Genomic DNA, 12912 nt, shown 5'->3' with positions numbered 1-12912 from the left:
GTGTCGAGGCCCATGGTGGCACGCAGTCATGATCCGTCCTTCATCGAGCTGTTCACGCCGAAGCTCGTGACCGTGCTGCGCGAGCGCTATCGCCTCGCCGACCTCAAGGCCGACGCGGTGGCCGGGCTGACCGTGGCGATCGTGGCGCTGCCGCTGTCGATGGCGATCGCCATCGCCTCCGGCGTCACCCCGGACCGCGGCCTCTATGCCTCGATCATCGGCGGCTTCATCGTCTCGGCGCTGGGCGGCAGCCGGTTCCAGATCGGCGGGCCGGCCGGCGCCTTCATCGTGCTGGTGGCGGCGACGGTGGCCACGCACGGCGTCGACGGGCTGCTGCTGGCGACCTTCCTGTCCGGGCTGATGCTGTCGGCGATCGGCCTGCTGCGGCTGGGCACCTTCATCAAATACATCCCCTATCCGGTGACCGTCGGCTTCACCGCTGGCATCGCCACGATCATCTTCGCCAGCCAGCTGAAGGATCTGTTGGGGCTCACCCTGGCGGGACCGGAGCCGGGGCCCTTCATCCCGAAGCTGGAGGCGCTGGGCCGGGCGCTGCCGACGGCCAGCGGCCCGGCCATCGCCGTCGCGGCGCTGGCGGTCGGCACCATCCTATTGGTGCGGCGGCTGCGGCCGCACTGGCCGTCCTACCTGATCGGCGTCGCCCTGGCCTCAATCCTGGCCGTGGTGCTGCAACTGCCGGTCGAGACCATCGGCAGCCGCTTCGGCGGCATTCCGTCCGCCCTGCCTGCGCCGCACCTGCCCGACCTGTCCTGGGCCCGGATTCAGGCGGTGCTGCCAGCCGCCCTGTCCTTCACCCTGCTGGGCGGGATCGAGAGCCTGCTGTCTGCCGTGGTCGCCGACAGCATGACCGGGCGGCGCCACCGCTCGAACTGCGAGCTGGTGGCCCAGGGGCTGGCCAACATCGCCTCGGCAATGTTCGGCGGCATCTGCATTACCGGCACGATCGCGCGCACCGCCACCAATGTCCGCGCCGGCGCGCGCAGCCCGGTGTCCGGCATGCTGCACTCGGTGTTCTTGCTGCTGTTCATGATGGCGGCGGCGCCGCTGGCGGCCTTCATCCCGCTTCCGGCCCTGGCCGCCGTGCTGGCGGTGGTAGCCTGGACCATGGCCGAGAAGCACCAGTTCGCGACGCTGATCCGCGCCTCGGTCGGCGACGCAGTGGTGCTGCTGGCGACTTTCGGCTTGGTGGTCTTCCGGGACCTGACCGAGGGCATTCTTGTCGGCTTCGGCCTCGGCGTCCTGCTGTTCCTGCACCGCATGGCGCAGGCAGTGCAGGTCGATCGGCCCGACACCGGCAACGGCCGCGTGCCCTATGATTCGACGCTGGCCACCGACCGCGACGTCATCGTCTACAAGATCTCCGGTGCCTTCTTCTTTGGCGCCGCGGCGGGGGTGGCAGCGGCGCTGGACCGGATCGGCGAGCACCCGAAGGCCTATGTCGTCGATTTCTCGGCGGTGCCGGTGATCGATTCCACCGCCGCGGCCACGATCGAGGGCTTCGTCCGCAAGGCCCGCCGCCAGGGCGCCACGATCACTATCGCCGGCGCCCGCCGGCCGGTCCTGCGGGCGCTGCTGATCCACGGCGTGCGGCCGCCCCTGGTCCGGTTCAAGGCGGACCCCGCCGAGGCGCTGGCGGCGGCCCGGCGTGCCGTCCGGGACAGCGAGTCTACAGCCGCGCCTTGAGGCCCAGGCAGAAGCCGACGCAGACCGCGGCGACCACGGCCGACCAGGGGTTGCGGTGCACCGCCTCATCGAGTGCGCTCGCCCGGGCCTGGGCCATCGACGCCACGGTCTCGCCGAGGCGGGCGACGTCCTCGCGCAGGGCGCGGAGATCCGCCTCCAGGTCGCGACGGACGCTTTCCGTCTCAGTCGTTGCCGCGTCCAGTTCGGCGGCGGCACGCGTCGACTTGGATCCCGATACCTGCGCGGCGGCGTCGGCAGCGGTTTTTGGGGCTCCAGTCTCGAAAGATTTGTTCGCTCCGGTCTCGGGCATGGCGGACTCCTTTTCTGTTTCTGGCAACAGCGGCTGCGCATCGCCGGTTCCGGACGAAGGCCTTCGCATCGACGGATTACGACAAATTTAACCAATTCCGCAGCGAAGCGGCCTCGACAACGCCGAACGATCGGAGCAGAAGAATTGCGAGAGATACGCATTCTTGCTCGCAACTGGCCGCGAGCATGTGGGCCGCCGCAGGCGGCAGGTTCGGGATGATGTCGGGATGCTTGTACCGTTCCTGATCATGATGCGCGAGGGCATCGAGGCCGCCCTGATCGTCGGCATCATTGCCGGCTATCTGCGCCAGACCGGGCGGTCGCAATGGATGCCTTTGGTCTGGATCGGCATCGCCGTCGCCGTGCTGCTCTCGATCGCCGCAGGCATCGTGCTGGACTTGGTCAGCGCCGAGTTCCCGCAGCGCGAGCAGGAGCTGTTCGAGGCCCTGGTCGGCCTCGTCGCCGTCGGCATCCTGACCTCGATGGTGTTCTGGATGCGCAAAGCGGCGCGCTCGATCAAGGCGCAGCTGCAGCATTCGGTCGACGCCGCGCTGGACGGGCCCGACGCCAAAGGGCTGGCGCTGATCGGCATGGCCTTCTTCGCGGTCGCCCGCGAGGGGCTGGAATCGGTGTTCTTCCTGCTCGCCACCTTCCAGCAGGATGTCGGGCTGGAGGCGCCGATCGGCGCCCTGGCCGGCGTGCTGGTCGCCGTCGCTGTCGGCTTCGCCATCTTCTGGTTCGGCGTGCGGCTGAACCTGAAGCGCTTCTTCCGCTGGACCGGGCTGTTCATCCTGGTGGTCGCCGCCGGCCTGCTGGCCGGGTCGGTGCGGGCGCTGCATGAGGCGGGGCTGTGGAATGGGCTGCAGGAGATCGCCTTCGACCTCAGCCATGTCCTGCCGATCGACGGGCCGCTCGGCTCGGTGCTGGCCGGCATCTTCGGCTACCAGGACACGCCGACGGTCGGCGAGGTCGCTGTCTACATCCTCTTCCTCCTCGTCACGCTGCCCCTGTTCCTGAGCGGCGGCCGGGTCGCGCAGGAAGCGCGATCGAACGCCTGAACCTGGAGCCGGAATGTCCCTGCATCGCACCACCCGGATCGGCATCGGCGTCGTCGCCCTGCTGGCCGTCGCCGTCGCCGGCCTGGGCGTCTACGCCTATCTCCATCGCGCCGCCGCGCCCAAGGCCGCCGCGGGCGGCAACGCTGTGACCATCACCGCCAGGAGTTGCGAGCCGAGCGACCTGACGGTCGAGACCGGCCGCGTCACCTTCCAGGTCAAGAACGCCAGCGACCGCGCCCTGGAATGGGAGATCCTGCAGGGCGTGATGGTGGTGGAGGAGCGCGAGAACATCGCCCCCGGTTTCACCCAGAGCCTGACCGCCAAGCTGGAGCCGGGCGCCTACCAGATCACCTGCGGCCTGTTGAGCAACCCGCGCGGCACCCTGACCGTGACCGCTGCGAAGAACGCCCCGGCGCAGGCGCTGCAGCCCTCGCTGATCCAGCTGATCGGGCCGATCGCCGAGTACAAGGTCTACGTCACCGTCGAGGCCAAGGCGCTGGCCGACGCCACGCCGCCGCTGGTCGCCGCGATCAAGGCCGGCGACCTGGCGAAATCGCGCGACCTGCTGGCCCCGGCCTGGATCCACTACCAGCGGATCAAGCCGATCGCCGACCTGTTCGCCGATCTCGACACGGCGCTGGACGCCCGCGCCGATTATTTCGAGACGAAGGAGCAGGATCCGGGCTTCACCGGCTTCCGCCGCCTGCAATACGGGCTGTTCACCGGAGGCACGACCGACGGCCTGTCGCCGGTCGCCGACAAGCTGGCGGCCGATGTGCAGGCGCTGCAGGCCCGGATCGCCGACCTGTCGATCCCGCCGGAGAAGATGGCCGGGGGCGCCGCCACCGTGCTCGCCCGCCTGGCCGCCGACCCGGCCATCGATCCCGATGCCGCCAAGGCGGATCTCGAGGGCGCGGCCCGGATCGTCGGGCTGCTGCGGCCCTTGAGCCAGAAGGCCGACAAGGCGCTGAGCGACCGGGTCGACGGCAACCTGACCGCGGCCGGGCTGGCGCTGACCCGCGACGACCGCACGGGGCTGCAGCCCCCGGTGACGGCCCTGGCCGACGACCTGCCGAAGCTGCGCACCGCCTTGGGGCTGGACTGACCGGACGAACCGCCATGACCGACGAACAGGGCAAGACCACCATCTCCTCCACCGATCCAACCATCGCCAGCCGGCGCAGCATCCTGCGCGGCCTGGCCCGCGGCGGCGCCGCGCTCGGCGCGCTGGCCGCGGCGCCCGCCGTCGCCCAGTCGATGAAGCAACCGGCGGGCCGCGATACGGAGGCCGCACAGCAGGTGCAGCCCTTCCACGGCGAACACCAGGCCGGGATCGTTACCCCCGCGCCCGCCGCCGGCCTTGTCGCGTCCTTCGACGTGCTGGCGACCTCGCGGCCTGACCTGGAGCGGATGTTCCGCACCCTGACCGAGCGCGTCGCCTTCCTGATGGGCGGCGGCACCCCGCCGGAGCTGGACCCGAAGTTCCCGCCGGCCGATTCCGGCGTTCTGGGGCCGGTGATCGTGCCGGACAACCTGACCGTCACCGCCGCGATCGGCGCCTCGCTGTTCGACCAGCGCTTCGGCCTGGCGGAAGCGAAGCCGCGGGAGCTGGTGACCATGACCCGCTTCCCGAACGACGCGCTGGACCCGGAATACTGCCATGGCGACCTGCTGCTGCAGTTCTCGTCCAACACGCCGGAAGCCAATATCCATGCTCTGCGCGCCGTCCTGAAGGCGACGCCGGACCTGCTGAGCCTGCGCTGGAAGCTGGACGGGTTCCTGCCGGCCGCGACCAGCAAGGCCGGCCGCAAGGAGACGGCGCGCAACCTGCTGGGCTTCAAGGACGGCACCGCCAACCCGAACCCGGCCGACGGCACGATGATGGACCGGATCGTCTGGATCCGGCCGGGCAGCGAGGAGCCGGCCTGGACGGCCGGCGGCACCTATCAGGTGGTGCGCATCGTCCGCAACTTCGTCGAGCGCTGGGACCGCACCCCGCTGGGCGAGCAGGAGGCGATCATCGGCCGCGAGAAGGCGTCCGGCGCCGCCCTGGGCCTGAAGGACGAGTTCGACGTGCCGGACTATTCCGGCGACCCCGAGGGCAAGACCATGCCGCTCGACGCCCATATCCGCCTGGCCAATCCGCGCACCCATCAGACCGCGAACAATGTGGTCCTGCGCCGCGGGTTCAACTATTCGCGCGGGGTCACCAAGTCCGGCCAGCTCGACATGGGGCTGCTGTTCATCTGCTTCCAGTCGAGCCTGAACGCCGGCTTCATCGCGGTCCAGCAACGGCTGAACGGCGAGCCGCTGGAGGAATACATCAAGCCGACCGGCGGCGGCTATTTCTTCGCCCTGCCGGGAGTGCCGGACAAGGACGGCTATCTCGGCCAGGGGCTGCTGCAATCGGTCTCGACCTGAGGCCATGACGATCGAACCATCGCCCACTGGGCTGATCACAAGAGGGGGTTGAACATGAAACGCATTCTGACTCTCAGCCTGAGCGCAGTCGCGCTGCTGGCAGCATCCGGGGCCCTGGCCGCCCCGCCCTCGCCACTCGAGCTGGTCGACCCGATCGCCAAGTACAAGACCTGGGTCGTCGGCGAGGTCGACCAGTTCGTCGAGCACACCCGCCAGTTCACCGAGGCGGTGAAGGCCGGCGACCTGAAGAAGGCGCAGGCGCTCTATGCCCCGAGCCGGGTCTATTACGAGCGGATCGAGCCGCTGGCCGAGCTGTTCAGCGATCTCGACGGCAGCATCGACTCGCGCGCCGACGACCACGCGAAGAACGAAGAGGATCCGGAGTTCACCGGCTTCCACCGCATCGAATACGGGCTGTTCGCCAAGCAGTCGACCGAGGGCCTGGCCCCGTTCGCCGACAAGCTGCTGGCCGATGTGATCGACCTGCAGGGCCGGATCAAGGACCTGACCACGCCGCCGGACAAAGTGGTGGGCGGCGCCGCGGCGCTGATCGAGGAGGTCGCGGCCACCAAGATCTCCGGCGAGGAAGACCGCTACAGCCACACCGACCTGTGGGACTTCCAGGCCAATGTCGACGGCGCTAAGAAGATCGTCGACCTGCTGCGCCAGATCCTGGAGAAGAGCGACCCGGCGCTGCTGGCCAAGGTCGACGCCAACTTCAAGACGGTCGACGCGATCCTGGCCAAGTACAAGACCAAGGACGGCGGCTTCGAGACTTACGACAAGGTGACCGACGCCGATCGCAACGCGATGAAGGGCCCGATCACCGCCCTGGCCGAGGACCTGTCCCAGCTGCGCGGCACGCTGGGCCTGAGCTGAGCTTCGCAGAAGCGAAGATGCCGAGCCCGCGATACAACGCGGGCTCGGCAACACGTTCAGCCGACCCTCAACGCAACAGCTGCTGGAGGAAGTCAACTGGATCGTTTCGATCGCGATCGCGGTCTCGATCGCGCCGGCTGTAGCGGTCGCGGTCGTCGTCATCGTACCGGCGATCGCGATCGGAGTGGCGGTCGTAGCGCCGATCGCCATCATATCGCCGATAGCGATCGGAGTGCCGCTCATAGCGTCGATTATCGTCACGCCGATCGTAGTATCGATCGTCGTCGTTCCGCCAGCGGTCGTCAGGGGGAACCCAACGGCCTCGTTGATCCTCGCCCCAACTCGACTGCGCGTGAGCTGGCGCCACGATGATCGGGGATGTGGCGGTGAGGGCAGCGGCGAGGAAGGCGACCCTGACCAGCCGTGTGTGGAGCGTCATCTTCTGCCTCCTGAGATTGCCTCAGTCACTTGGTCCACAGGTTCAGGACAGCAGTAGTTCCGGCTCCATAACGAATTTAAACGGCCGACGGCGGCATCGCTGCGGATAGCGGAATACCGCCGCCTGGAGCCAATGCCAGAATTTTTACATTCTTCGCACAACGCATCTATCTAATTGACGTTCCGGAAACGTCAATTAAGCTGCCTCTCCGCAACCGGAACAAGCGAGCCGGCGAACGCATTCGGTGAAGAAGACTTCCCGTTCCGCTCGGCTCGAACAGAGAAGGCAGCGCCCATGACCCCCTCCCCGTTCAAGCGCCTTTTGGCCGCGGCCGCGCTCGGCGCCGGCCTCCTGGCCGCCTCCGCCGCCATGGCCGCCGATGCGGTCCGCGTCGGCTCCAAGATCGACACCGAGGGCCGCCTGCTGGGCAGCATCATCCTGCAGGTGCTGGAGGCCAACGGCATCCCGACCGAGAACAAGCTGCAGCTCGGCACCACCAAGATCGTGCGCAGCGCGATCCTGTCCGGCGAGATCGACGCCTATCCGGAATACACCGGCAACGGCGCCTTCTTCTTCAACATCGACACCGACCCGGGCTGGAAGAACGCGCAGGCCGGCTACGACAAGGTCAAGCAGCTGGACGAGGCCCAGAACAAGATCGTCTGGCTGACCCCGGCCCCGGCCAACAACACCTGGGCGCTGGCGGTGCGGCAGGAGGTGGCCGACGCCAACAAGCTGAAGACGCTGGAGGATTTCGCCAAATGGGTGAAGGACGGCGGCGAAGTCAAGCTGGCGGCCTCGGCCGAGTTCGTCGAGAGTCCGGCGGCCCTGCCCTCGTTCCAGTCGACCTACGGCTTCAAGCTGAACCAGGACCAGGTCGTCACCCTGGCCGGCGGCGACACCGCCGCCACCATCCGTGCCGCGGCGGAGCAGACCTCCGGCGTCAACACCGCGATGGTCTACGGCACCGACGGCGCCATCTCCTCCGTCGGGCTGGTGGTGCTGGACGACAGCAAGGGCGCCCAGATCGTCTATGAGCCGGCGGCGACGATCCGCGCCGACACGCTGGCCAAATACCCGAAGATCAAGGACGCGCTGGCCCCGGTCTTCGCCTCGCTCGACCTCAAGACCCTGCAGGAGCTGAACGGCAAGATCGCGGTCGACGGCGAGGATCCGCAGGCGGTCGCGGCCGAGTACCTGAAGGCGAAGGGGTTCGTGAAGTAAGGCATAGCCTGGTGCCGATCGGGACCGACCTTGCTCTCCACTCTCCCCCTTCCCTTGCGGGAGGGGGCAAGGGGGAGGGGTTTTGTGCCGCCTTGCGGTCGTCGGCGGGTTTGAGCTGCGACAGCCCCCTCCCCCCGCCCCCCTCCCGCAGGGGGAGGGGGAGAATTGAATATTCGGCACCCTTCGCGGTGTCCCCACGATGACCGTCATCCGCAACCGCGTGCTGCTGGTGCTGGGGCTGGCGGCGCTGGCCGGGGGGATGGCGCTGCCGATCCTGACCCATGCGCCGAACCGGCTGCTGTCCGGCAAGCCGATCGGCGCGCTCGACCTCGCCGGCCCCTGGGCGGCGCTGCCGGTCGCGGCGGCCGTCCTGCTGCTGGTGGGCGCCGCCGTGCCGTCCCGGCGCTGGACGCTGACGTTGCAGCTGGTCGCCGGCATCGGCATCGCCGTCGGCCTGGTCTGGCTGGCGKGGATGCAGGCAGAAGTGCTGGCGGCCGGCGCCCGGCCCTCGGCCCGCACCTCGCTCGGTGCCGGCTTCTGGGTGCTGGCCCTGGCGGCGCTGCTGGCCGCGGCCGACGGCGCCCGCCGGCTGCAGCTCGGCCCCCTCGCCCGGCTGAGCGCGGCGCTGCTGCTGGCGGTGCCGGTCGCGGCGCTGATCGCCGGCGGCGCGGTCGACCAGCTGTCGTTGATGAAGGAATATGTCCAGCAGCACGGCGTGTTCGGCCCGCAGGTGCTGCGCCACCTGCTGCTGGTCGGGCTGGCGCTGGTGCCGACGCTGCTGATCGGCGTTCCGCTCGGCATCGCCGCGCATCGCTCCGCCGCCGCGCGCGGGCCGATCTTCTCCATCCTCGGTATCATCCAGACCGTACCGTCGATCGCGCTGTTCGGCCTGCTGATCGCGCCGCTGTCGGCCCTGTCCGCCGCCCTGCCCTGGCTTGGCATCAGCGGCATCGGCCTGACCCCGGCGGTGATCGCCCTCACCCTCTATTCGCTGCTGCCGATCGCCCGCAACACCGCCGCCGGGCTGGACCAGGTCGAGGCCGGGGTGATCGACGCCGCCCGCGGCATCGGCATGACAAGGCGCCAGATCTTCCGCAAGGTCGAGGTGCCGCTGGCCCTGCCGGTGTTCCTGTCCGGCCTGCGCATCACCCTGATCCAGGCGATCGGCCTGGCCGCGGTGGCGGCCCTGATCGGCGCCGGCGGGCTGGGCGCCGTGATGTTCCAGGGCCTGTTCGCCAACGCCCTCGACCTGGTGCTGCTGGGCGCCCTGCCGATCATCCTGATGGCGGTGGTGGTGGACGCTCTGTTCCGCATCCTGGTCGACGCCCTGCCCTCTTCGGCAAGGAGAGCCGCATGATCGAGTTCGAGCATGTCAGCAAAGTCTTCGACGGCGTCAAGGCCGTCGACGACCTGACCCTGAGCATCCCCAAGGGCGCCTTCTGCGCCCTGATCGGCTCCTCCGGCTCCGGCAAGTCGACCAGCCTGCGCATGATCAACCGGCTGATCCCGCACTCCTCCGGCAGCCTGAGGGTCGGCGGCGAGGATGTGGCGGCGATCCCGGTCGAGACGCTGCGCCGGCGCATGGGCTATGCGATCCAGTCGATCGGGCTGTTCCCGCACTGGACCGTGGCCCGCAACATCGCCGCGGTGCCGGCCCTGCTGGGCTGGCCGCAGCCGAGGATCGACGACCGGGTGCGCGAGCTGCTGGCGCTGCTGCAGCTCGACCCGCGCTTTGCGGAAAAATACCCGCACCAGCTGTCCGGCGGGCAGCAGCAGCGGGTCGGCGTCGCCCGGGCGCTGGCGGCCGACCCCGAGGTGCTGCTGATGGACGAGCCTTTCGGCGCGCTGGACCCGATCACCCGCGATGCGCTGCAGGGGGAGATGGCGCGGATCCACCGCGAGACCGGCAAGACCATCGTCTTCRTCACCCACGACATGGACGAGGCGCTGCGCCTGGCCACCCAGATCGCCATCCTCGATCATGGCAGGCTGGTGCAGTTGGGCAGCCCGCGCGAGATCCTCACGTCACCGGTCAACGACTTCGTACGCGACTTCATCGGCCGCGACGATCTGGGGCTGAAGCTGCTGGCGACCGAGACGGCGGCCGACCGGGTGCGGCCCGGCGAGGCGGCCGAAGGCGCGCCGATCCCGGCCGACGCCTCGCTGCGCACCGCGCTGTCGATCCTGGTGGCGCGCCATGCCGACAGCGCCCCGGTGGCGGCGGCGGACGGCAAGCCGCTGGGCGCCCTGCATCTCGACGACCTGGTGCGAGCGTGAGCGTCGCCGCCGCAGCCTCTCCGCGTCCGGGCTGGCAGCCCTGGCGCGACCCGCTGCTGTGGCTGGCGGCCGGCTTCGCCGCGCTGGTGTTCGGGCTGCCGCTGACCAAGCCGATCTTCGCCGCCTGGTTCCCGCAACTGGAACGGCCTTTCTACGAAGCCGACAGCTTCCCGGGCCTGGTGCTGGCCCATGTGCTGCTGGTCGGGGCGTCGAGCCTGATCGCGATCGTCATCGGCGTCGCCGCAGGCATCTTCGTCACCCGCCGGTCCGGGGCCGAGTTCCGCGGCCTGGTCGAGACCGTGACGGCGATGGGCCAGACCTTCCCGCCAGTGGCGGTACTGGCGATCGCGGTGCCGCTGATCGGCTTCGGCGCGTGGCCGGCGCTGATCGCCCTGTCGCTGTACGGCCTGCTGCCGATCGTCGAGAACACCATCGCCGGGCTGGAGCAGGTGCCGCCGGCGGCGCGCGACGCGGCCGAGGGCATGGGCATGGGGCCGGCCCGGCGGCTGTGGTCGGTCGAGCTGCCGCTGGCGGCGCCGGTGATCCTGGCCGGCATCCGCACCTCGGTCGCGATCAACATCGGCACCGCGGCGATCGCCTCGACCGTCGGTGCCCGGACCCTGGGCACGCCGATCATCGTCGGGCTGAACGGCAACAACCTGGCCTATGTCATCCAGGGCGCGCTGGTGGTGGGCACGCTGGCGGTGCTGGCCGACCTCGCCCTCGGCCGCGTCACCGAGCTGCTTCAGCGCTGGAAGCGGGCTTGAGACGCCTCAGCCTCGCCGCTTGTCGTCGCTGACCCAGGCTCGCGGCCCCGGCCCCAGCCGGGCGGCACGGTCCGCCGGGTTGACCAGGCCGCAGGTGGACAGCGACAGGCAGCCGCAGCCGATGCAGCCGGCGAGGCCGGATTTCAGCCGCTCCAGCTCCGCGATCCGCTCGTCGATCCGGCGGGTCCAGCCGCCGGACAGGCGCGACCAGTCCTCGCCGGTCGGGATATGGTCGGTCGGCAGCGTGTCCAGCTCCGCCTTCACCTCCTCCAGCGACATGCCGAGGCGCTGGGCGAAGACGATGAAGGCGATCCGCCGCAGCACCGCCCGAGGGAAGCGGCGGTGGCCGGAGCCGGCGCGCTCGGACCGGATCAGCCCCCGCGCCTCGTAATAGCGCAGCGCTGAGGCGGCGACGCCGCTGCGCCGCGACACCTGGTTGATCGTCAGGACTCCGTCCATGGCTCCGCCACCGTGCCGATCGAGCATTCAAGCTAAGTTGAGCTTGGTGCTCGCCTCGATCAAGCCGGAAGGGGCGCTTCAGGCCAGGGCCGGGGCGCGCTTCTCCAGCGTGTAGGACAGCACCGCGACGGCGAGGCCGATCACGGCGACGGCAGCGCCGAGATAGGGGATCTGGCCATAGGGCATGCCGGCGGTGATCGCCGCGCCGCCGAGCCAGGCACCGGCGGCGTTGCCGAGGTTGAAGGCGCCCTGGTTCAGGGTCGAGGCCAGGTTCGGCGCCTCATGCGCCTGGTCGACCACGCGGGTCTGCAGCGGCGCGCCGAGGCTGAACTGGACCACGCCCCACAGCACCATCGCCCCCACCGCGGGGATGGTGAAGGGCGCAGCCAGGCCGAAGCCGGCGCAGGCCACGGCCAGCGCGGTGAAGCTGGCCATCACCGCCGGCATCAGCCGCCAGTCGGCCAGACGGCCGCCGAACAGGTTGCCGACGGTGATGCCGACGCCAAACAGCAGCAGCGCGGTGGTGACGCCCTGCGGCGTCAGGCCGGAGACGGTCTCGAGGATCGGCGTGATGTAGGTGAAGACGCAGAACAGGCTGACCGAAGACAGGATGCTGAGCGCCATGGCCAGCAGCACCTGCGGCTTGCGCAGCACCGAGAATTCGGACAGCAGGTTCCCGGCCGGCGCCTCGCGGTCGCGCGGCAGGATGAAGGCGATGGCCAGGGCGGCGGCGATGCCGATCGGCACGATCGCGCCGAAGGTGGCGCGCCAGCCGGCGACATGGCCGAGCGCGGTGCCGAAGGGCACGCCCAGCACATTGGCCAGGGTGAGGCCGGAGAACATCAGCGCGATGGCGCGGGAGCGCTGGTGCCGCGGCACCAGCCCGGCGGCGACGACGGCGCCGATGCCGAAGAAGGCGCCGTGGCACAGCGCGGTCAGCACCCGCGCCGCCATCAGCGACCAGTAGTCGGGCGCCAGCGCGCACATCAGATTGCCGAGGACGAAGACGCCCATCAGCCCGAGCAGCACGGTCTTGCGCGGCAGCTTCGCCGTCAGCAGCGCGACGATCGGCGCGCCAATGGTGACGCTGAGGGCATAGCCCGAGACCAGCATGCCGGCCGCCGGAATGGTGACGCCGAGGTCCCGCGCCACATCGGGCAGCAGGCCCATGATCACGAATTCGGTGGTGCCGATGCCGAACGCGGCAACGGCCAGAGCGAAGAGCGGCAGCGGCATGAGGGCGAATCCGGTGACGGGATATCGCCCCTAAGATGCGCGCTTACCTTCGCGACAGGTCATACGAATGCTGCAATGCAGCATTCGGGAAATGCGGGGCGACCAAAGGGCCTCATAGCCTCGTCCCAGCTATTGAATG

13 protein-coding genes are annotated in these 12912 nt (G+C 69.7%); 9 read left to right on the top strand and 4 right to left on the bottom strand.

Annotated elements, in window-relative coordinates:
* Positions 1-12: 12 nt before the first annotated feature.
* Positions 13-1704 carry a SulP family inorganic anion transporter gene (locus AB4Z01_RS02820; RefSeq protein WP_441690406.1) on the top strand — a complete coding sequence of 564 codons (1692 nt, stop codon included), beginning with the start codon at positions 13-15 and terminating at the stop codon, positions 1702-1704.
* Here AB4Z01_RS02820 and AB4Z01_RS02815 read toward each other — a convergent pair.
* A complete protein-coding gene (locus tag AB4Z01_RS02815) occupies positions 1688-2014 on the bottom strand; it encodes a hypothetical protein (RefSeq protein WP_441690404.1) in 327 nt (108 codons plus the stop codon). The genes AB4Z01_RS02820 and AB4Z01_RS02815 overlap by 17 nt on opposite strands.
* A gap of 226 nt (positions 2015-2240) precedes the next feature.
* Here AB4Z01_RS02815 and efeU point away from each other — a divergent pair, with 226 nt between their 5' ends.
* The 4 genes from efeU to efeO (AB4Z01_RS02795) are packed head-to-tail and all read left to right on the top strand — an operon-like array spanning position 2241 to position 6371.
* Positions 2241-3071, top strand: coding sequence for an iron uptake transporter permease EfeU (gene efeU / locus AB4Z01_RS02810; RefSeq protein ID WP_441690402.1), 831 nt, complete (start codon positions 2241-2243; stop codon positions 3069-3071).
* A 13-nt stretch (positions 3072-3084) separates the two neighbouring features.
* On the top strand, positions 3085-4176 hold the full coding sequence (gene efeO / locus AB4Z01_RS02805) for an iron uptake system protein EfeO (protein ID WP_441690400.1): 1092 nt from the start codon (positions 3085-3087) through the stop codon (positions 4174-4176).
* A 14-nt stretch (positions 4177-4190) separates the two neighbouring features.
* Entirely contained in the window at positions 4191-5492 is a 1302-nt protein-coding gene (efeB, locus tag AB4Z01_RS02800) for an iron uptake transporter deferrochelatase/peroxidase subunit (RefSeq protein WP_441690398.1), read from the top strand.
* Between the two features lie 54 nt (positions 5493-5546).
* A complete protein-coding gene (efeO, locus tag AB4Z01_RS02795) occupies positions 5547-6371 on the top strand; it encodes an iron uptake system protein EfeO (RefSeq protein WP_441690396.1) in 825 nt (274 codons plus the stop codon).
* A gap of 67 nt (positions 6372-6438) precedes the next feature.
* Here efeO (AB4Z01_RS02795) and AB4Z01_RS02790 read toward each other — a convergent pair whose 3' ends face one another.
* Positions 6439-6810 (bottom strand): hypothetical protein, encoded by a 372-nt coding sequence (locus AB4Z01_RS02790; RefSeq protein WP_441690395.1) that lies wholly within the window; start codon positions 6808-6810, stop codon positions 6439-6441.
* Positions 6811-7104: 294 nt separating this feature from the next.
* Here AB4Z01_RS02790 and osmF point away from each other — a divergent pair, with 294 nt between their 5' ends.
* The 4 genes from osmF (at position 7105) to AB4Z01_RS02770 (ending at position 11078) form a co-directional block, all read left to right on the top strand.
* Entirely contained in the window at positions 7105-8034 is a 930-nt protein-coding gene (gene osmF / locus AB4Z01_RS02785) for a glycine betaine ABC transporter substrate-binding protein OsmF (RefSeq protein ID WP_441690393.1), read from the top strand.
* Positions 8035-8233: 199 nt separating this feature from the next.
* Entirely contained in the window at positions 8234-9391 is a 1158-nt protein-coding gene (locus AB4Z01_RS02780; RefSeq protein ID WP_441690391.1) for an ABC transporter permease, read from the top strand.
* Positions 9388-10311, top strand: a complete 924-nt coding sequence (locus AB4Z01_RS02775) for an ABC transporter ATP-binding protein (RefSeq protein WP_441690389.1) — start codon at positions 9388-9390, stop codon at positions 10309-10311. The genes AB4Z01_RS02780 and AB4Z01_RS02775 overlap by 4 nt, the downstream gene beginning before the upstream one ends.
* Complete coding sequence (locus tag AB4Z01_RS02770) at positions 10308-11078, top strand: ABC transporter permease (RefSeq protein WP_441690388.1); 771 nt, start codon at positions 10308-10310, stop codon at positions 11076-11078. Before AB4Z01_RS02775 ends, AB4Z01_RS02770 begins: the two co-directional genes overlap by 4 nt.
* A 6-nt stretch (positions 11079-11084) precedes the next feature.
* On the opposite strand, the gene soxR is transcribed toward AB4Z01_RS02770, so the two are convergent.
* The gene (gene soxR / locus AB4Z01_RS02765; RefSeq protein WP_441690386.1) at positions 11085-11537 is read right to left on the bottom strand and encodes a redox-sensitive transcriptional activator SoxR; all 453 of its coding nucleotides are present in this window, start codon (positions 11535-11537) and stop codon (positions 11085-11087) included.
* A gap of 78 nt (positions 11538-11615) precedes the next feature.
* Positions 11616-12773: an MFS transporter gene (locus AB4Z01_RS02760; protein WP_441690384.1), complete on the bottom strand. Its 1158-nt coding sequence runs from the start codon at positions 12771-12773 to the stop codon at positions 11616-11618.
* Between the last annotated feature and the right edge of the window lie 139 nt (positions 12774-12912).

Source organism: Inquilinus sp. YAF38, from assembly GCF_052113205.1.
In the GTDB taxonomy this organism is placed as follows: domain Bacteria; phylum Pseudomonadota; class Alphaproteobacteria; order DSM-16000; family Inquilinaceae; genus Inquilinus.
This window is presented reverse-complemented; position numbering and strand designations above follow the sequence as displayed.